The sequence below is a fragment of the Streptomyces sp. BBFR25 genome (assembly GCF_044590125.1).
GTDB lineage: Bacteria > Actinomycetota > Actinomycetes > Streptomycetales > Streptomycetaceae > Streptomyces > Streptomyces canus_D.
In genome coordinates, this window is sequence record NZ_CP172447.1 from 3387000 (window position 1) to 3407547 (window position 20548).

The window sequence follows — 20548 nt, forward strand, 5'->3', positions numbered from 1 at the left end:
ACGCGTGTTGCGCCTAAAAGTACGCGTCCGAGGAGCCGGCCTTCACCGCGGAGGCGGAAATCACCCTCCGGATGTCGACAAGTCTCCAGACTCAGCCTCCGCCGGAGCCGCCCAGGTCCCCGATCCAGTCGGTCACGGTGGTGAACCAGTCGGTGAGCTGGTCCCAGTAGCCCTTGCCGGTGCCGATCCAGTCCTGCAGCGGGCTCAGCTCCCACACGAGCCAGCCGGCCACGAACAGGATGACGAGCGTGAACAGGCACCCCTTGAGGCAGCCGAGGCCCGGGATGCGCATCGGGTTGGCGCTGCGCTGCCGCGGCGGCCTGGGCTCGCGCCGGGGCGGCTGCGGCTCGGGCGTGGGCGGCGGGGCGTACCGCTGCGGCTGGGGGCGCTGCGGCTGCTGGGGCTGGGGCTGCGGGGTGGCGTAGCGCTGCGGCTGTTGCTGCTGCGGGTAGCCGTAGCCGGGCTGCTGGGGCGGCGGGGCCTGGCGCGGCTGCTGCGGCGGCCGGGAGACCTGCCGCTGGGGGCGGCGGCGCAGCGGGTCCTGGTTCGGGTCGAGGTACTGGACCTGCGTCTGCTCGTTGCGGTCGCGGGCGGCGCGCAGCTGGTTCTGCCAGGGGTGCGGGTCCTCGGGGCCGCCCTGCCCCGGGGCACCCGGCCGGCCCGGCGGCACCGGCGGCATGACGGCGGTGGGGTCGGGGGCGCCGGTGTTCGGGAGCACGGCGGTGGGGTCGGCGGCGCCCGCCGGGCCCGAGGTGTGCGGCAGGACGCTGGTCGCGCCGTTCGGGTCGTAGGCGGCGCCGGGGGCGTCCGGGACCGGTGCGGGCGCCGGGTCGGGGGCCAGGAGCATGCCCACGTTCTCGGCGGCGCCGATCTGCGCGCTGTTCGCGTGCACGCCGATGCCCTCGGCGACGACGCGCAGGCCGCGGGCGAGGTTCTCGGCGCTGGGGCGGTCGTCGGGGTTCTTGCGCAGGCAGCGCTCGATGACCGTCCACAGCGGGTCGGGGACGGTGGAGGGGCGGCGCGGTTCGGCGCTCAGGTGCTGGTGCAGCACCTCCAGGGCGGAGCCTCCGCCGAACGGGGGGCGGCCGGTGACCAGCTCGTACAGCAGGATGCCGGCGCCGTAGACGTCGACGGCGGAGGTCTGCGGGCGGCCCTCGGCGGACTCCGGCGCGACGTACGCGGGCGTGCCGACGAACTCGTGGGTGCGGGTGAGGCCGGGCGAGTCGGCGAGGCGGGCGATGCCGAAGTCGGTGAGCATCGGGTGCATCTCGCCGCCGGTCTGCCTCAGCAGGACGTTGGCCGGCTTCAGGTCGCGGTGGACGACGCCGTCGGCGTGGCTGGCGGCGAGCGCGTCGGCGATCTGCGCGGTGAGCAGGGCGGCGGCAACCGGGGTGAGCGGCCCGTTTTCGCGCAGGTAACGGTGCAGGTCGGGACCGTCGATGAGGTCCATGACGAGGGCCAGCAGCTCGCCCTCGACGACCAGGTCGCGGACCCGGACGATATTGGGGTGGGTGAGCCGGAGCAGGACGGAGCGCTCGCGCAGGAAGCGCATCACGATGTCGGGGTCGCTCGCGAGCTCTTCCTTGAGGACCTTGATCGCGACGGTCTCGCCGGGCTGCCCGGCCACGGCCGCCTCGGCGCCCGCGGTCTCGCGCTGGCGGGCACGCCAGACGGTGCCCGTGGCGCCGCGGCCGAGGGGCTCCTCGAGGAGGTACTTGCTGCCTACCGGCCGCACGTCATGCGCTCCTAGTTGCTTGCTGGCTGTTCGGACCCACTGTCCCAGAACCGGTCGGTCCCGGTCGGAACAACTGTAGTGCCGCCCCCCGGACCACGTTCGAAGGAAAGACGCTCGACCCGGTCCCTTGGTTGCCGCTGCCCGTACGTGACCGATCTCAAGCGGGTGGCATCCGATCATCCGGAGGGCACCTGTCAGGCATTTTTGGGGGCAGAGCCGACCAATCAAGATCATTTGAAGGCGGGGGGCGGGCGCGTTGTCAGTGGCAGGTGCGAGGATGCCTGCAGTACTGGCCGACGTGCTCGTGTGACGGTGGGGGAAGTCCGCGGTGGGGGACCGCGGTGAGGGCTTCTGTCCCGGCGTGCGGGCGCCCGCGCGAAGGGACCGCTTACGGCGATGCAGATCCGGCTGACCGTCGTAGACCCGCTGGGCCCGCATGCCGCGGCTGCTCCGGTGGGGGACCGCGCCGCGCGGTGTGACGTACTCGTCACCGCTCCGGCCGGCACCGCCCTGGCCGCGGTCGCCTCCGCGCTGGCCGCCGCGCTCCCCGGCGAGGGCCCGGGCTCGGGCTCCGGCCAGGTGGTGCTGTACGCCGGTGCGCAGCGCCTCGACGCCCAGCGCAGCACCCTCGGCGAGCCCCCGCTGATCGACGGTGCCGTGCTCTGCCTGGGCGCCCCGGGCGAGCCCGACCCGCACACCGAGCCGGCCGACGTCCCCGCCCAGCTCCACGTGGTCGCGGGCCCCGACGCGGGCGGCGTCCACCTGCTGCACGGCGGACAGATCCGGCTCGGCCGCTCCGCCGACGCCGATGTGGCGCTCGACGACCCGGACGTCTCCCGGATGCACTGCGCCGTGACCGTCGGCCCCGACGCCCGCGTCTCGGTCGCCGACCTCGGCTCCACCAACGGCACCACCCTGGACGGCACCCGCGTGGGCGACCGCCCGGTGCGCTTCGCGCCGGGTGCGCTGCTGCGGATCGGCGAGTCGGCCCTGCGGCTCGTGCCGGTGCCGCCGGCCGCGGAGGCGCGGGTGGAGACGACACCGGACGGGGAGGGGCACGTACGGCTGTCCGGGCTCCCGGCGCCCTCGTCGGGCGGCGGGGACGGCGACGCGGTGGCCCACGCGCGCGTGGCCGACGGGACCGAGGGGCAGGTGCGCGACACGGACGGCCGCTCCCGCCCGACGGGCCCGTCCCGCGGCCCCGCGGACCGGCCGTTCGGAAGTGACGCACCGGGCGCACCGGACGGACCGACCGGCTTCGCCCGGGCGACCGGCGCGGGCGGTGGAGCCGGACGCCGGACCGCCGCGGCGGACGGGACCGCACCGGACACCGCGCCCCACCGCACCGGCCCGGACGGCACGCCCCGCCCCCACGACCGCACCCATCACGCGTACGGCACCTCCGGCTACGCGACGGGCCGGGTGCCCGCCGAGCCGCCGCAGGTCCCCGGCCAGGGCGGCGCGCCCCGCATCGAGACCCACGGCACCGGCCCCACGGCGGGGCTGCCCCAGCAGTCCCCCACCGGGGGCGAGACCCACGGCGGGGCGCGGGGCGCGGGGGCGTACGCGACCGGCGGGACCGGCGCGGACGCATACGGCACCCCGTCCTCACGGACACCCGACCGGGACGCGTACGGCGAGGGCCCCGCCACACCGGACGCGGCCACCCGTACGGACGCGGCCGACGCGCGCGCCCCGCGCGGCGGCGCGCCGGGCGCGGCGGCATACCCGACCGGCGGGACCGGCGCGGACGCATACGGCGCCCCCGCCTCACGGACACCCGACCGGGACCCGTACGGCGAGGGCCCCGCCACACCGGACGCGGCCACCCGTACGGGTGCGGCCGGTGCGGCGGCTCGTCGTCCCGCCGCCGCCCCCGGCCGGGACGACGGCGTCGGCACGGACCCCCGCACCGGCCGTGGCGGCGCTCCGGGCGCCCGCTCCGGGCGCAAGGGGACTCCCCTGCGGGGTACCGACGTGCCGCAGGAGGTGCGCAGGCGCGGGGGGATAGGGGCGTGGGCGCGGCGGCTGACCGGCGGGCGCGGAGCCGCTCCGGAGGCCACCGTGCCCGGCACGTACGCGCCCGAGGACGCCGGCTCCGGACCGGTACCGGCGTCCCCGTCCGGCGCCTCGTACGCCCAGGAGACCTGGCCGGACCCCGCGTCGCTGCTGCTGACGGCGCTGGGGCCGGGACCGCGGCTGTGGGAGCGCGGCCCGGGCCACCCGGAGGCGCTGACCGTGCGGCTCGGTACGGCCGACCGGGTGGTGCCGGGCGGTGACGCCCCGCTGCCCGCCGTGCCGGTGACCGCCGACCTGCGCGAGGTCGGCGCGCTCGGCCTCGCGGGTCCGCGGGAGCGGCTCGGCGGGCTGGCCCGTGCGGTGCTGGCGCAGCTTGCCGCGCTGCACTCCGCGGACACCCTGGAGATCGTCCTGATCAGCGCGGACCGTTCCCGTCCGCTCGCCGAGCGGACGGCCGAGTGGTCCTGGCTGGGCTGGCTGCCGCAGGTGCGCCCGGGACACGGCCAGGACTGCCGCCTGCTGCTCGCCCACGACCGCGAACAGGCCACGGCCCGCGCCGCCGAACTCCTCCGCCGCCTGGACGACCACCTCGCCGACCAAGCCCGGTCGGGAGCCCGCCCCCAAGGCCCGACCACGGGCACGCACCAGGTCACGGACGCGGACCCGGGCGCGACCAGCGGCACCGTCCGCCCGCAGCCCTCGTGGGCACGGCCCGACCCAGGCAGCGACGACCCCTCCGGCGGCTTCACCGGGCCGTACACGGTGGTCGTGGTGGACGGGGACCCCGGCGGCGCCGACGTGCGCGAGGCGGTGGCGCGGCTGGCCCTGGAGGGACCGCGGGCCGGTGTCCACGTCGTGTGCCTCGCCGAGACGGCCGCCGCCTCCCCCACCTCCCCGGTGACGCGGACGTACGAGGCGGCCTGCGCGGTGTCACCGGTCTTCCGCGAGTGCGGTGCCGTCGCGCTGCTCAGCGGCGACGTGGCGACGACCCTGCGTCTGCTGCGCGTCGCCCGCGCGGGCGCGGCCCCGGGCACCCCGGCCGGTCCGGTCGGTCACGGCACCCTCGGCACGGTGGACGCCGTCTCCCCGCCCTGGGCCGAGCGGTTCGCGCGCGCCCTGGCCCCGCTGCGCACCGACAGCGCCACCGGCGGCGAGCGGCACACGCGTGTGTCCGCGCCGCTGCCCCAGGCGGCCAGGCTCCTCGACGAGCTGGGCCTGGCCCGCGCCACCCCCGCCTCCCTGATGGCCCGCTGGGCCGCCGCGGCCGACGACACGGAGTCCCTCGGAGGGCGCGCGCAGGCGGTGCTGGGCGCCGGTCCGCGCGGCCCCGTCCTGGTGGACCTGGCCGCCGAGGGCCCGCACCTGCTGATCGAGGGACCGCCCGGCAGCGGCCGCACCGAGCTGTTGCGGGCGCTCGTCGCCTCGCTCGCCTCCGCCGAGCGCCCCGACCGGCTCGGTGTCGTCCTCATGGACGGCCGGGACAGCGTGAGTTCGGGCGGCGCCCACGGCGAGGGCCTGCGCGTGTGCACGGACGTACCGCACGTCACCACCCACCTCACCGCCAACGACCCCGTACGGATGCGGGAGTTCGCCCAGTCCCTGAGCGCCGAGCTGAAGCGGCGCGCCGAGCTGCTCGGGCGGTCGGACTTCGCCGAGTGGCACACCGGGCGCGAGGTGTCCGGCCGGCTCGTCGCCCAGCGCTCGCCGACGCCCGGGGGGCCCGCGCCGGTCTCCGACTCCGGGGATGTCGAGTCCCCGCCCAGCTCCACCCTGCGGCTGCGCCCGGCCGCGGCCAGGCGCCGGACCGGTGCCGTCCCGCCGCTGCCCCGCCTCGTCGTGGTCGTCGACGACCTCGACGCCCTCGTCACGCCCCCGCTCGGCTCCCCCGGGCGGCCCGCGGCGGGTTCGGTGATGCGGGCGCTGGAGGCCGTCGCGCGGGAGGGCGAGCGGCTCGGCGTCCACCTGGTGGCCGCCACCGCGCCCGGCGGCCGTACGGACCGTACCGAGCCCGCACTGCGCGCGACCCTGCGCATCACCCTGGACGCGCCCGCACCGGGCCCGGACGAACCGGCGCCCGGACGCGGACGGTTGGCGCACGCCGACGGACGCACCACCGCCTTCCAGGGCGGCCGTGTCACGGGCCGCATCCCGCGCACGGCGACCCTGCGCCCCACCGTGGTCCCCCTGGAGTGGCACCGCATGGGCGACCCGCCCACCCGCCGCCCGGTACGCGAACTGGGCAATGGCCCGACCGACTTGGCCCTGTTGGCCAGCGCCCTGGAGCGGGCGGCCAGGGAGGTCTCGGCCGCGGAGGTCCCGTCCCTCCTGTGAACGGCGGTCCCCGACAGCCCGTCCGGCGCTTGAGAACGAGGCCGTCCAGGCCGAAGCGGGGGCCGGGGGCGGCAGCCCCCGAGTCGCCCGCACCGGCGCCGGACGCCTGATCATGGTCACGACGCGGTCACAAAACCCCACTTGACCGCGGACGCGCCCTTGCCGCCCTCACCCCCCTGGCGTACACCAGAGCCCACGGGACAGCGCCGAGCGTTCGACGAGGAACGAAGAACGGGGCAGTGATGCGCACGAGCAGCACCATCCGGACACGCGGAACCGTCAAGAGGGCGACCAGGATGTCCGCCGTCCTCGCCGCGGGAGCACTCGCGCTCTCGCTCACCGCGTGCGGCGGCGACGACGACAAGGGCAGTGACGACGGCGACAAGAGCGGCGGCGACAAGCAGCCGGCCGCCTCCGTCACCCTTCCGAAGCTGGACGGCGAGAGCCTGGAGGTCGCCGCCGTCTGGACCGGCACCGAGCAGAAGAACTTCAAGCAGGTCCTCGCCGAGTTCGAGAAGCGCACCGGCGCCAAGGTGACCTTCGTGCCCGCCCAGGACCCGATCATCAACTTCCTCGGCTCGAAGATCGCGGGCGGCGCCCCGCCGGACGTGGCGATGCTCCCGCAGCCCGGCGCCATCAAGCAGGCCGTCGACAAGGGCTGGGCCAAGCCGCTGGGCGCCGAGGCGACCAAGGAACTCGGCGAGAACTACTCGCCGGGCTGGCAGGACATAGGCAAGGTCGGCGGCAAGCAGTACGGCGTGTACTACAAGGCCGCCAACAAGTCGCTGATCTGGTACAACGCGAAGGTCTTCGAGAACGCGGGCGCCGCCGAGCCCAAGACCTGGGACGAGCTGCTCGACACGGCCCAGATGGTCTACGACTCGGGCGTCACCCCGTTCTCCGTGGGCGGCGCGGACGGGTGGACGCTCACCGACTGGTTCGAGAACGTCTACCTCTCGCAGGCGGGCCCGGAGAAGTACGACCAGCTCGCCAAGCACGAGATCAAGTGGACCGACCCGTCCGTGAAGGAGGCGCTGACCACCCTCGCGGAGATCTGGGGCAAGAAGGACTTCGTCGCGGGCGGCGCGTCCGGCGCGCTCCAGACGGAGTTCCCCGCGTCGGTGACGCAGACCTTCACCGGCGGCGACCAGCCCAAGGCCGGCATGGTCTACGAGGGCGACTTCGCCCAGGTCAACATCGGCGAGACCAAGGCGAAGATCGGCACGGACGCGAAGGTGTTCCCGTTCCCGGCCGTGGGCGACACCGCGCCGGTGGTGTCCGGCGGCGACGCGGCCGTGGTCCTGGAGGACTCGAAGGCGGCGCAGGCGCTGGCCACCTGGCTGGCCTCGCCCGACGCGGCGGCGATCCAGGCGAAGCTCGGCGGTTTCCTCTCGCCCAACAAGAGCATCGACTCCTCGGTGTATCCGAACGAGGTGCAGAAGAAGATCGCCGACGCGCTGGTCGCGGCCGGTGACGACTTCCGCTTCGACATGTCGGACCAGGCCCCGCAGGCCTTCGGCGGCACCCCCGGCAAGGGCGAGTGGAAGGCGCTGCAGGACTTCCTGAAGAACCCGAAGGACGTCGCGGGTGCCCAGGCGAAGCTGGAGGCGGACGCGGCCGCCGCCTACGGCGGCTGACGCGATGGCGTCGGCGACGGCGGCGGGAGCCTCGCGGGGCCCCGCCGCCCCCAAGTCACCCAAGTCGCGCAAGAGCGTGTCCGGCACCCGGAAGTCCGTGGCGGTGCTGTTCCTGCTGCCCGCCCTGGTGCTGCTCGGCGCGCTCGTGGTCTACCCGATCGGGTACTCGCTGATCCGCAGCTTCTACGACCAGTCTGGCGACTCCTTCGCCGGGTTCGACAACTACGAGACGCTGTTCACCGACGACGGCATCCGCACCGCCCTGAAGAACAACGTCATCTGGGTGGTGTTCGCGCCGACGGTCGCCACCGCGCTCGGTCTGATCTTCGCGGTACTGACCGAACGCATCCGCTGGGGCACGGCGTTCAAGCTGGTCGTCTTCATGCCGATGGCGATCTCGATGCTCGCGGCCGGCATCATCTTCCGCCTGGTGTACGACCAGGACCCGGACAAGGGCGTCGCGAACGCGGTGTGGGTCGGGGTGCACGACACCTTCGCCGAGTCGTCCGCGTTCCCGAAGGCGCACCCGGGCCGCGACTCGCCGCTGAAGCCCGCGGGCGGCGGCGCGTTCATCACGAAGCAGCCGGTCACCGCGGGCACCCCGGTCGTCCTGCCCCTGGTGGGCGTGGCCCCCGACCTGATGCCCGACGGCGCCGAGAAGGCCGCGACCGCAGAGCCCGCGGACGGGAAGGTCACCGGCACCACCTGGCAGGACTTCACCCGCGGCAAGGGCGTCGGCAAGCTCGGCGGCGTCGACACGGCCGAGCTGGGCTACGCCGGGATGAAGATCGAGGCGGTCAAGGACGGCGAGGTCGTGGCGTCGGCGACGGCGGCCGGGGACGGCACCTTCACGCTGCCCGCGGCGGCCGACGGGGCGCTGCTCCGGCTGCCCGCCGACAACTTCAAGGAGCCGTACAACGGCCTGAACTGGCTCGGCCCCTCCCTGGTCACCCCGGCGATCATCGGATCGTACGTGTGGATGTGGGCGGGCTTCGCGATGGTGCTGATCGCGGCGGGACTGGCGGGCATGCCCCGGGAGCTGCTGGAGGCCGCCCGGGTGGACGGCGCCAACGAGTGGCAGGTCTTCCGACGGGTCACGGTGCCGCTCCTGGCACCGGTCCTCGCGGTGGTGGTCGTCACCTTGATGATCAACGTGCTGAAGGTCTTCGACCTGGTCTTCATCATCGCCCCGGGCTCCTCCCAGGACGACGCGAACGTGCTCGCCCTGGAGCTGTACCGCAAGGGCTTCGCCTCGGACCAGCCGGGCGTCGCCAGCGCCATCGCGGTGTTCCTGCTGCTCCTGGTCATCCCGGTGATGTGGTTCAACGTACGGCGGCTGCGGCGGGAGGTGCGGCGATGAAGTCGCGTCTGCGGTGGGGCGGCTGGGGGTCCGGGGGTTATCCCCCGGGATGGAGCAGTAACGTACGGCGGCTGCGGCGGGAGGTGCGGCGATGACCGAGACGGCCGTCAAGGCGAAGCGGTCCCTGGGCTCCCGGCTCGCCGAGGCCGTCAGCGGCGGTCTCGTGAGGGTGTTCCTGATCGTGGTGGGCCTGTTCTGGCTGGTCCCGACGATCGGGCTGCTGCTGTCCTCGCTGCGCACGCCCGAGGACATGGCGGCGAGCGGCTGGTGGAAGGTCTTCACCGAGCCGTCGCAGCTCACCTTCCGGAGCTACGAGGAGCTGCTGGAGAACGGTGACATCACCTCCTCCCTCCTCAACACCGCGCTGATCACCGTCCCCGCGACCGTCCTGGTCGTGGTCATCGGGGCCCTGGCCGGATACGCCTTCGCGTGGATGGAGTTCCCGGGCCGCGACTGGTGGTTCCTGGCCGTGGTCGGGCTGCTCGTCGTGCCCGTGCAGGTCGCCCTGATCCCGATCGCCGAACTCTTCGGAAAGATCGGCCTGTTCGGGTCGATGATCGGCGTGATCCTCTTCCACGTCGGTTTCGGTCTGCCGTTCGCGGTGTTCCTGCTGCGGAACTTCTTCGCGGAGATCCCGAGGGAGCTGCTGGAGGCGGCCCGTCTGGACGGCGCCGGTGAACTGCGGCTGTTCGTCCGGGTGGTGATGCCGCTCGGCGGGCCCGCGATCGCGAGCCTGGGCATCTTCCAGTTCCTGTGGGTGTGGAACGACATGCTGGTCGCGCTGATCTTCTCGGACTCCGGGAGCCAGCCGATCACGGTCGCCCTGCAGACGCAGGTACGGCAGTTCGGCAACAACATCGACGTGCTGGCGCCGGGCGCGTTCATCTCCATGGTGATCCCGCTGGCCGTGTTCTTCGCGTTCCAGCGGCAGTTCGTCTCCGGCGTCATGGCGGGCGCCGTCAAGTAGGCGGAAACGAAAACACCCTTGAGGGGGCGGGCCGGTCTCCGGTCCGCCCCCTCATCCGTACGGGCACAACGTCCCCCGAATGCCCCGGGGACCGTAACCAAGTCGCTCCACCGGCCGTTGCCGGGCCGAACGCCCGCACCGATCCCGCCGACCGATGGATGTCCCCGTGCCCAGGTTCAGTGTCATCGTTCCCGCGTACCAGGTGCAGGCCTATCTGCACGCGTGCCTGGAGTCGGTGCTGGCCCAGTCGTACCCGGACTTCGAGGTGATCGTGGTCGACGACTGCTCCCCGGACGCCTGCGGCGCGATCGCCGGCGAGTTCGCGGTGCTCGACCCGCGGGTCCGCGTCGTACGCCTGCCGCGCAACGAGGGGCTGGGACCCGCCCGCAACGCCGGGATGGCACGGGCGGGCGGCGACTACCTGGTCTTCCTCGACGGCGACGACACCCTCACCCCGCACGCGCTGCGGAGCATCACCGACCGGATCAAGGAGACCGGCGATCCGGACGTCCTGGTCTACGACTACGCGCGCACGTACTGGACCGGCGAGACGGTCCGCAACCAGGCCGCCGCGCACCTCTCCGAGCAGGGCCCGGCGCCGTTCCGGCTCGCCGACCGGCCGGGGCTGCTGCAGCTGCTGATGGTGGCCTGGAACAAGGCGGTGCGGCGGGAGTTCGCCGTGCGCGAGGGCTTCGCCTTTCCGCCGGGCTACTACGAGGACACGCCGTGGACGTACCCGGTCCTGATGACGGCGGGCTCCGTCGCCACCCTGGACCGGGTCTGCGTCCACTACCGGCAGCGCCTGCGGGGCAGCATCCTGGGCACGCCGAGCGAGCGGCACCTGGACGTCTTCACCCAGTACGACCGCGTCTTCGCCTTCCTGGAGGCGCGCCGGGAGACGCATCCCGAGTCGGCCCGGGAACTGGACCGCTGGCGGCCGGTCCTGTACCGGCGCATGGCCGACCACCTGACGACGGTGTACACCCGCCCCGACCGCCTCCCGCGCTCGCTGCGCGCCGAGTTCCTGCGCCGGGCCCGCGTCCACTGCCGCCGCTACCGGGTCCCCGGCGCCCGCGCCCCGCTGCCCGTCCGCCTCCGCCACGCCCTGCTCCGCCTCGGCCTGCGCCGCACCTACGGGGCCCTGCGGCTGGCGTCGGCCCTGCGCCGCCGTACGGCGAGGCTCACCGGGAGGCTGCTGCGCGCCGCCCGGTCCGGCGTCCTCCGCCTGCACTACCGCGTCCAGCGCTGCCTCCCGCTGCGCGCCGACCGCGCCGTCTTCGCCGTCGAGGGGCACCGGGGGTACGGCCGCGACCCGGGCGCGCTGGAGGAGGCGTTCCGCCGCCTCGCGCCGCACGTGCGCACGGCGTGGGCCGCGGACCCCGTGCACCACCACACCGTCCCGCCCGGCACCCGCCGCCTGACCCCGGGCACGGCCGCCCACCGGACCGCTCTGGCCCGCTCCCGCTACCTGGTGTGCGACGCGCCCTTCGGCGCGGGCCTGGTCAGGCGCCGGGGGCAGATCCTCGTGCAGACCCAGTCCGGGACCCCCCTCAAGCACATGGGCCTGGACCTCCAGGAGCGCCCGGCCGCCGCCCACGGCACCGACTTCGCCCGGCTGCTGCGCGAGGCCGACTCCTGGGACTACGTGGTCTCCGCCAACCGCCACTCCACCCTGACCTGGGAGCGCGTCCACCCCGGCGGCTGGACCACCCTGGAGGTCGGTCAGCCGCGCACCGACGTCCTCCAGCGGGCGACGGCGGCGGACGTGGTCCGGCTGCGCGAGACCCTCGGCATCCCCGAGGGCACGGTCGCGATCCTGTACGCGCCCACCCACCGCGACTACCGGCGCACCCAGCGCGCCGCCCTGGACCTGGAGCGCGTCGTGCGCCGCCTCGGACCGCGCTTCACGGTGCTGGCCCGCGCCCACCCCCGGCACGGCGGCCCGCTCACGGCCTGCGCCGACCGGGTGCTGGACGTCAGCGGCCACCCGCACGTGGAGTCGCTCTGCCTGGCCTCGGACGCCCTGGTCACCGACTACTCGTCCCTGATGTTCGACTACGCGGGGCTGGACCGCCCGATCGTGATCCACGCCCATGAGCCCCAGGCGTACGAGGAGGCCCGAGGCACCTACGTCGACCTGCGCTCCTTCCCGCCGGGCGCGGTCGCGCGGGACGAGGACGAGCTGATCGGCCTGTTCGCGAGCGGCGAGTGGCACGGCGCCCGGTCGGCGCGGCTGCGGGCCGCCTTCCGCGAGCGGTTCTGCCCCTACGACGACGGCCGCGCCGCCGAACGCGTGGTGCGCCGGGTCGTCCTGGGCGAGACGGACCTGCCGCCGGTCGTCCCGCTCACCGAACGCCGCCCCGCTCCCTCGGCCGCGGCCGTCCTCACCCGCGCCCCGCTGGCCACGGTGCCGCAACCCGCGGGGCCCCGCACCGTCACCGACAGCCTCTGACCACCGTTTGCCCACGGGGAGTCCCCCCTGGTGCCAGGACGAGTCGGACAGCACCAGTCGGACGGCACGAGTCCGGACGGCACGAGTCGGACCAGGATCACGAGAGAAAGAGCAGTATGCCCCGCTTCAGCATCATCGTCCCGTCCCATGGGGTCGCGGGGCGGCTCTCCCAGGCACTGGACTCGGTCCTCGGCCAGTCCTTCGGCGACTTCGAGCTGATCCCGGTCTGCGACGGCCCGGACGGCACCGCGGCGGACGTCGCCGGGGAGCACGCCGAGCGGGACTCCCGGGTGACGCCCGTGCACTCGCCGCCGTCGGCCGGTCTGGCCGGGGCGCGCAACGCCGGGATGCGGGCGGCGACCGGCGCGTACCTGCTGTTCCTCGACGGCGACGACACCCTGGTGCCGGGGGCGCTCGCGGCCCTCGACACGCGCCTCGCGGACACCGGAGGCGTCGACGTCCTGTACTTCGAGTACGAGCGTGTGCCCTGGTGGGAGGGCGAGACCACCAACCCGGCCGCCCCGCTCCTCGCGAAGGCCCCGGACGGTGCCTTCACCCCCGACCGCGCCCCGCAGCTGACCGGCGTGCACCTGCCCGCGTGGAGCGCGGTCCACCGCCGCACCTTCCTCACCGAGCGCCGGCTGGACTTCCCCGCCGGGCACTACACCGACCTCGGCTTCGGCGCCCGGGTCGCGGCGCGCGCCGAGCGCGTGGCGGTGCTGCGCGAGGTGGTCGTACGGCACCGGGTGCGGCGCCAGGGCAACCGGCTGAACCTGCCCGGCGAGCACCACGCGGACCTGCTCGACCAGGCCGAACTGGCGCTCACCCACGCCGCCGAGCTGGGCCTGCCGCCCGAGCGGCGCGGACCGCTGTTCGAGCAGCTGTTCGCCGTGGTCCTGAAGACGGCCACCCACCCCCGGCGTCTGACCGGCCGGGGGCGCCGCGCCTTCTACCGCCGGGCGAGCCGCCTCTACCGGCGCCACCGCCCCGCGGGCTTCAGGCCACCGGGCGGACGGCTCGGCGTACAGCACCGGCTGCTGGCGTCGGGGTCGTACACCGGCTTCCGCGCGCTGCGCGCCGCCAACCGGGCCGCGACCGGCCTGCTGCGCCGACTGCCGTGGCCGCGCGGGCTGCGCACCCGCCTGCGCTACCGCCGCCACCTGCGCCGCCCGCTGGACCCGAACCTGGTCGTGTACTGCGCCTACTGGGGCCGCGGCTACGCCTGCAACCCGGCCGCGATCCACGCCAGGGCCCGGGAGCTGGCCCCGCACCTGAAGTCGGTGTTCCTGGTGGAACCGGACCAGGCGCACACCGTCCCCGAGGACGTGGACCACGCCGTCATCGGCAGCAATCGGTACTGGGAGGTGCTGGCCCGCGCCACCTACCTGGTGAACAACGCCAACTTCGCCGAGGGTGTCGTCAAGCGCCCCGGCAGCGTGCACCTGCAGACGCAGCACGGCACGCCGCTGAAGACCATGGGCGTGGACCAGTCGACGTACCCGGTGGTGGCGGCGGCCACCGGCAGCTTCACCAAGCTCCTGGGCCGCGTGGACCGCTGGGACTTCAACCTGTCCGCCAACCGGCACTCCACCCAGATGTGGGAGCGCGCCTTCCCGGGCTCCTACGAGCACCTGGAGTACGGCTATCCGCGCAACGACGTCTACTGCACCGCGACCGCCGAGGACGTGGCCCGCGTCCGCCGCGAACTGGGCGTCCCGGACGGCAGGACCGCGGTCCTGTACGCGCCCACGCACCGGGACTGGGAGACCGGCTTCGGCGCGGGCGGCCTGGACCTGGAGGCGTTCTGCGAGGCGGCCGGCGAGGACGTCGTGGTGCTGCTGCGCGCGCACTACTTCTACGACCGGGGCGGGCGCCGGGAACGCACCGGCCGGATCATCGACGTGACCGCGCACCGCTCCTCCGAGGACGTGTGCCTGGCCGCGGACGCGCTGGTCACCGACTACTCGTCCATCATGTTCGACTACGCCAACCTGGACCGCCCGATCGTCGTGTACGCCGAGGACTGGGACGTCTACCGGGAGACCCGCGGCGTCTACTTCGACCTCATGGCGGCCCCGCCCGGACCGGTGGCGCGCACCCCGGAGGAACTGGCCCGCGTCTTCGCCGACGGCACCTACGCGGACGCGGAGTCGACGGCGCTGCGGGCGGCCTTCCGGGAGCGGTTCTGCGCCTTCGACGACGGCCGGGCCGCCGAGCGCGTCGTGCGCCGGGTGCTGCTCGGCGAGCCGCCCGAGGCGCTGCCGCCGGTGATCCCGCTCGCGGAGCGCGTCCCGGCCCCCGCCGCCACCCTCGTAAGGAGCTGACCCCGCCGTGCCCCGCTTCAGCGTCATCGTCCCCTGTTTCAAGGTGCAGGGCTTCCTGCGCGAGTGCCTCGACTCGGTCCTGGACCAGTCCTTCCGGGACATCGAGGTGATCGCCGTCGACGACTGCTCCCCCGACGGTTCGGGGGCGATCCTGGACGAGTACGCGGCCCGCGACGACCGGGTGCGCGTGCTGCACCTGGAGGAGAACGTCGGCCTCGGCCGGGCCCGCAACGCCGGGCTGCCGCACGCCGGTGGCGACTACCTCTTCTTCCTCGACAGCGACGACACCCTCACCCCGGGCGCCCTGCGCGCCATGGCCGACCGGCTCGCCGAGACGGACGACCCGGACGTGCTGGTCTTCGACTACGCGCGCACCTACTGGTGGGGCGGCACCCGCCGCAACGTCCTGGCCCGGGTGCTCGCGGAGGCGGGCGACGGCACGTTCACGGCCGCCGGGCACCCGGAGATCCTCGACCTGCTGATGGTGGTGTGGAACAAGGTCTACCGGCGGGACTTCGTCGAACGGGAGGGCTTCACCTTCCCGCCCGGCTACTACGAGGACACGCCCTGGACCTTCCCGGTCATGTTCAGCGCGGAGCGGATCGCCGCGCTGGACCGGATCTGCCTGAACTACCGCCAGCGCCGCCAGGGCAACATCCTGTCCACCACCAGCCGCAAGCACTTCGACGTCCACGCGCAGTACGAGCGGGTCTTCGCCTTCCTCGACGCCCGTCCGGAACTGGCGGCCCGGTGGCGGCCGTTCCTGCACGCCAAGATGGGCGAGCACTGCCTGGACATCCTGTCCAAGCCGGACCGGCTGCCGCCGTCCGACCGGGCCGAGTTCTTCCACCGCACCGCCGAGATGTTCCGCACGTACCGGCCGCAGGACGCCCCGGTCCCGGCCGAACTCCGGGTGCTGGAGGGGTCGTACACCGCCTACCGGCTGCGCCGGCAGTCCGGGCGGGCGGCGCGGGAGGCGGAGCGCCGGACGCGGCAGGCGCGCGGCGCGGTCGCGGCGCGGGCACGCCGGGTCGCCGCCGTGCTCCCCCGCCGCTCCCTGGACCCCAACCTCGTCGTGTACTCGGCGTTCTCCCACCGGGGCGTGCTCGGCGACCCCGCCGCGATCCACCGCGCGGCCCGCGAACTCGCGCCGCACCTGCGCGGGGTGTGGGTGGTGCGGGACGAGGAGTGCGCGGCGGACCCCGCCCTGCTGCCGCCGGGCACCGAGCACGTGATCCTGGGCAGTGCCGCCTACCGCCGGGTGACCGAGCGGGCGGCGTTCCTCGTCAACAACGTCAACTGGCCCGGCACCGTGGCCAAGCGGGACGGCAGCATCCACATCCACACCCACCAGGGCACCCCGCTCAAGTACATGGGCGTCGACCTGCTGGGCAGGCCCGGCGCCCGGCACGGCCTGGACGTGCCGCAGATGCTGCGCCGGGCCGACCGCTGGGACCACAGCCTGGTCGCGAGCCGGTACGCGGAGCGGATCTGGGAGCGGGCCTACCCCTGCCACTTCACGTCCGCGCGCACCGGCAGCCCGCGCAACGACGTCCTGGTCGACGCCGGTCCCGAGGAGGGCCGCCGGGTCCGCGAGCGGCTCGGCGTCCCCGAGGGCCACACCGTCGTGCTGTACGCGCCGACCCGCCGCGAGTACCGGCGCGGCGGGCTCGTCGAGCGGCTGGACGTGGCCCGGCTCGCCGCCGACCTCGGCGAGGGCCACACCCTGGTGGTGCGCCTGCACCCGTCCCTCGCCACCGGCCCGGCGCGCGGCCTGGGCCTCGCGGAGCTGCACCGGCGGGGCGTGGTGATCGACGCGACGGACGAACCGCACGTGGAGGACCTGATGCTCGCCTCCGACCTGCTGATCACCGACTACTCCGCCCTGATGTTCGACTACGCGCTCCTGGACCGGCCGATCCTGGTCCACGCCGACGACTGGGGCCCGTACACGGCGACCCGCGGCACGTACTTCGACATCACCGAGGAGGCACCCGGGCACGTCTCGCGCTCCTACCGGGAGCTGGCGTGGCTGCTGGCGTCCGGGGCGTGGCGGGACGAGGAGGCGGCGCGGCTGCGGGCGTCCTTTCGGGCCCGGTACTGCGAGTACGAGGACGGGAGGGCCGCCGAGCGGGTGGTGCGCACGCTGCTGCTCGGCGAGCCGATGCCCGCGCCGGAGCCCTCCGGCGTCCCCGGCGCCCGCGCCGTCCCGTCCGGACGCGACCTGCTGCCCTCCGTATGAGACCCCGCGGCCCGGTGAGCCGCCGGGTACTGGGTGTGCTGCTCCTGGCCGCCGTGTTCGCCGCGCTCCAGCTGGCGAACGTCACCGGCCGGGACACGCCCGACACCAAGAACTACCTGTCGTACGCCCTGAGTCTGACCGGGGAGAGCAAGCGTGCGGCGGCCACGGCCACCATCGACTACGTGTGCGCGAGCCGCGCGGAGCGGGCGCGGCGGGACCAGAGCGTGCACGTGGTCCGCTTCCACCGCCCCGACCCCACCGCCGAGGTGCTGGCCGAGTGCCGCGCGCGGGAGTGGGCGGTGGTGGAGCCGCGGCTGGCGGCCGGGCAGACCGGCGGGCACACGGTGCCGTACATGCCGGAGCGCTTCATGGCGATCTTCGAGGCGCGGCCGGGGTATCCCGCCTTTCTGGTGCCGTTCGTCCTGGCCTTCGGGCCGACGTGGGGCCTGTGGTCGGCGGGCGTCGTGATCGCGGGGGCGGGCGGCGTCCTGGTCTTCCTGCTCCTGCGGACCCTGTCGGTGCCGGTGCCGCTCGCGCTGACCGGGCAGGCGCTGTACTACGTGCTGCCGTGCGGGACGACCGCGATGCGCCCGATGACCGAGGGCCTGCTGATGGCGCTGACCCTGGCGGCGGTGTGGGGCTGCGCGCTGGTGCTGCGGGCGGGCCGGCGGCGGACCGGGCTCGCGCTGGTCGCCGGATCGCTGCTGGCCCTGTTCACGGTCAAGCACTCCCAGGCGCTGTTCCTCGGCCTGTGCCTGGCGGCGGCGGGCGCGCTGATCGCCCTGCGCCGGTACCGGCGGCGGCTTCGGGGGCGGGGCGGTACGGCGCCCCGGGAGGTGCTGGCGCTCGGGGCCGTGGGCCTGGCCGGGGCGGCCGGCACCCTGCTGCTGGCGCGGCTGCTGCACTACCCGTCCGAGGCGGACAGCCTCCAGGACCTGCTCACCGGCCACTTCGCCCGGCCCGACCGGGAGCACCCGTGGCCGGAGTTCTGGCAGTTGCAGGGCAACTTCTGGGTGGAGTGGCTGCGCAGGCAGGCGTGGCAGCCGCTGTTCGCGGCGGCGCTGGCCGCCGGGGCGTGGGGCGCCCTGCGGCGCGGGGGCGCGGTCGGCGGCTTCCTGGTCGCGGCGGCGTGCACCGGGGTCCTCACCCAGGCCGGGCACCCGGACATCAACATCTGGGGCGAGCGACTGATCGTACTGGCGTGGCTGCTGCCGGTGGTGGGGGTGCCGCTGCTGCTGGAGCCGGTGGTGCGGGGCGCCCGGGTGCCGCTGCCGGCGCAGGGCCAGCCGGACCGGGCGGGCGCGGTCGGCTGAGCGTCCGCTACCCGGGTGACTTGGGCCGTTGAGGGATTGACGGGGGCGACCTCGCCGGGAACATACGCCAAATGTCCCGAATGCCCCACACTCCCGCTGTGTCGTGAGCGCCGACGTCCTCGTCCGGCGGCCGGTGCGCGGCGCGACGGCACTGCGCGGCGGACGCGCCTGGCGCCCCACCCCGTACCAGGCCGCCGGCTTCCTCTTCTTCCTGGTAATGACGCTGGCCTACTGGGCGGTGCCGCTGTGCTGCGACGCCGGGCAGCACGCGGCCGTGGTCGAGCGCCTGAAGGAGAATCTCCTCCACCCCCGGCACCCGATGGCCGACCTGCCGGGCGCGGGCAGCGCGTACTACTCGCCGTACGCGGTGGCCCAGGGCGCGTTCGCCCGGCTGACGGGGCTGGGCGGCTGGGAGGTGGTGCGGCTCGCCGGGCCGCTGAACCTGCTGGTGCTGCTGACCGGCCTGGGCCGCTTCGTGCGGGTGCTGACCCCGCGGCCGTGGGCGCCGGTCCTCGCGCTGGGCGCGATGACGCTGCTGTGGGGCACCGAGCGGGCCTGGTGGAGCGGCTACCTCGGGCTGATGTCGCTGACGGGCAACCTCGGCTACCCGTCGACGTGCGCGATCGGGCTCACCTTCTGGGCCTGGGCCCTGACCGGCGCACGGGCGCGGGACCGGCGCCGGGTGCGGTACGTGGGGCCGAGCGGACTGCGCGGTCTGCCCGGTTACGCGGGGCTCGGCGCCCTGTACGGCCTGATCCTCCTCGTCCACCCGATCACCTCGGTGGCGGCGGTGCTCGGTGCGGTGGCGCTGGTGGCCGGATGGCAGCGCGGGTGGCGCGGGCCGGTCGTGGGGCGGTGGGCGCTGACGGGCGCCGTGGCGGTGGGGGCGGCCGCGGCCTGGCCGTACTTCGACGTGTTCGCACTGGCCGACGACGGCAGCGTGGACGCCATGCACCGGGTGCTCTACCTCCACCTGCCCGGGGAGTTCTGGCTGGCGCTGCTCGGCCTGCCGGCCCTGTGGGCGCGCGGCCGCCGCTCGCGGCGGGACCCGCTGGTGCTGATGTTCGCGCTGGACTGCGCGGTCGTCGCGTACGGCTGGCTGAGCGGCCACTACACCTACGGCCGGATCCTCGGGCTCACGCTGGTGCCCCTGCAGTTCGCCCTGGCGGTGGAGCTGGCGGCGCCCCGGCCGTGGGGGCGGTGGCGGGCGGCGCTGGGCTGGGCGGCGACGGCGGGCGCCCTGCTCGGTTTCCTCACGGTCCACGCGGGGGCGGTGGTGCCGCGCGCGCTGGACCCGGTGGGCTTCGAGCAGCCGCCGAGCTGGCCGGCGTACGCGTGGGCGGCCCGGCACATCGGGCCCGGCGAGGTCGTGATCACCGACGGCTACTACGCCGGGCACGCCATCGCCGGGTACGGGCCGAACCTCGCGGCGCCCGCCTGGCCGGACCCGTCGCTGGACGAGCGCGAGCGCGGGCGGCGGGTGGCCGACGTCGAGGCGTACCTCGCGCCGGGCTCCACCCGCGCCGAGCGCACCGCCGTCGCCCGCCGCTACCACGTCCGCTGGCTGCTGCTGACCCGCTGGCACCCGGTGCCCGCGGAGGCGGTGGTCGTCGCGTGGAGCGAACGGACCGGGGAGGTGCTGGCGCGGGTCGGGTGAGCGGGGTCCCGGCGGCTACTCGATGACGAGGTCGACCGGGATGTTGCCGCGGGTGGCGTTGGAGTAGGGGCAGACCTGGTGGGCCTGCTCGACCAGCTTGCGGCCGGTCTCCTCGTCGAGCCCCTCGGGCAGCTCGACCCGGAGGGTGACGGCCAGCGCGAAGCCCTCGCCCTGCTTGCCGATGCCGACCTCGGCGGTCACCGCGGCATCACTGACGTCGACCTTCGCCGCCCGGCCGACCACACCGAGGGCGCTGCCGAAACAGGCGGCGTACCCGGCGGCGAACAGCTGCTCGGGGTTGGTGCCCTCGCCGTTGCCGCCCATCTCGACGGGGACGCCGAGGGCGAGGTCGAGCTTGCCGTCGGAGCTGACGGTGCGGCCGTCGCGGCCGTGGGTGGCGGTGGCGGCGGCGGTGTAGAGCGCGTCCATGGGAGAACCGTCCCTTTCAGGAGTTCGGGAGGAGACCTGCGTGCCTGACAGCCACAAGTAGAGCACGCTGTTGAATTGAATG

11 protein-coding genes are annotated in these 20548 nt (G+C 74.8%); 9 read left to right on the forward strand and 2 right to left on the reverse strand.

Going from position 1 to position 20548, the window contains the following annotated elements:
* Positions 1-91: 91 nt before the first annotated feature.
* Positions 92-1735, reverse strand: coding sequence for a serine/threonine-protein kinase (locus tag ACGH52_RS15355; RefSeq protein ID WP_399939831.1), 1644 nt, complete (start codon positions 1733-1735; stop codon positions 92-94).
* Between the two features lie 396 nt (positions 1736-2131).
* On the opposite strand from ACGH52_RS15355, the gene ACGH52_RS15360 reads away from it, so the two are divergent.
* From ACGH52_RS15360 to ACGH52_RS15400, 9 genes are all read left to right on the forward strand, one after another.
* On the forward strand, positions 2132-6085 hold the full coding sequence (locus tag ACGH52_RS15360; RefSeq protein ID WP_399939834.1) for an FHA domain-containing protein: 3954 nt from the start codon (positions 2132-2134) through the stop codon (positions 6083-6085).
* Between the two features lie 239 nt (positions 6086-6324).
* Entirely contained in the window at positions 6325-7722 is a 1398-nt protein-coding gene (locus tag ACGH52_RS15365; protein ID WP_374103210.1) for an ABC transporter substrate-binding protein, read from the forward strand.
* Positions 7723-7726: 4 nt separating this feature from the next.
* Positions 7727-9082 (forward strand): carbohydrate ABC transporter permease, encoded by a 1356-nt coding sequence (locus ACGH52_RS15370; protein WP_399939837.1) that lies wholly within the window; start codon positions 7727-7729, stop codon positions 9080-9082.
* A gap of 91 nt (positions 9083-9173) precedes the next feature.
* Positions 9174-10049: a carbohydrate ABC transporter permease gene (locus ACGH52_RS15375; RefSeq protein WP_076974614.1), complete on the forward strand. Its 876-nt coding sequence runs from the start codon at positions 9174-9176 to the stop codon at positions 10047-10049.
* A gap of 166 nt (positions 10050-10215) precedes the next feature.
* Complete coding sequence (locus ACGH52_RS15380; protein ID WP_399939842.1) at positions 10216-12501, forward strand: CDP-glycerol glycerophosphotransferase family protein; 2286 nt, start codon at positions 10216-10218, stop codon at positions 12499-12501.
* A 116-nt stretch (positions 12502-12617) separates the two neighbouring features.
* The gene (locus ACGH52_RS15385) at positions 12618-14825 is read left to right on the forward strand and encodes a CDP-glycerol glycerophosphotransferase family protein (protein WP_399939845.1); all 2208 of its coding nucleotides are present in this window, start codon (positions 12618-12620) and stop codon (positions 14823-14825) included.
* A 7-nt stretch (positions 14826-14832) separates the two neighbouring features.
* A complete protein-coding gene (locus tag ACGH52_RS15390; protein ID WP_399939848.1) occupies positions 14833-17067 on the forward strand; it encodes a CDP-glycerol glycerophosphotransferase family protein in 2235 nt (744 codons plus the stop codon).
* Entirely contained in the window at positions 17064-18380 is a 1317-nt protein-coding gene (locus tag ACGH52_RS15395) for a hypothetical protein (RefSeq protein ID WP_399939851.1), read from the forward strand. The genes ACGH52_RS15390 and ACGH52_RS15395 overlap by 4 nt, the downstream gene beginning before the upstream one ends.
* 103 nt (positions 18381-18483) lie before the next feature.
* Positions 18484-20037, forward strand: a complete 1554-nt coding sequence (locus ACGH52_RS15400; RefSeq protein WP_399939854.1) for a hypothetical protein — start codon at positions 18484-18486, stop codon at positions 20035-20037.
* Between the two features lie 15 nt (positions 20038-20052).
* Here the strand turns inward: ACGH52_RS15400 and ACGH52_RS15405 are convergent, their stop codons facing one another.
* On the reverse strand, positions 20053-20466 hold the full coding sequence (locus tag ACGH52_RS15405; protein WP_076974620.1) for an organic hydroperoxide resistance protein: 414 nt from the start codon (positions 20464-20466) through the stop codon (positions 20053-20055).
* Between the last annotated feature and the right edge of the window lie 82 nt (positions 20467-20548).

Bases quoted from the DNA above. Each gene is read 5' to 3' on its own strand.
- ACGH52_RS15360 (WP_399939834.1), top strand. From the start codon at position 2,132: ATGCAGATCCGGCTGACCGTCGTAGACCCGCTGGGCCCGCATGCCGCG.
- ACGH52_RS15370 (WP_399939837.1), top strand. From the start codon at position 7,727: ATGGCGTCGGCGACGGCGGCGGGAGCCTCGCGGGGCCCCGCCGCCCCC.
- ACGH52_RS15375 (WP_076974614.1), top strand. From the start codon at position 9,174: ATGACCGAGACGGCCGTCAAGGCGAAGCGGTCCCTGGGCTCCCGGCTC.
- ACGH52_RS15385 (WP_399939845.1), top strand. From the start codon at position 12,618: ATGCCCCGCTTCAGCATCATCGTCCCGTCCCATGGGGTCGCGGGGCGG.
- ACGH52_RS15395 (WP_399939851.1), top strand. From the start codon at position 17,064: ATGAGACCCCGCGGCCCGGTGAGCCGCCGGGTACTGGGTGTGCTGCTC.
- ACGH52_RS15405 (WP_076974620.1), bottom strand. From the start codon at position 20,466: ATGGACGCGCTCTACACCGCCGCCGCCACCGCCACCCACGGCCGCGAC.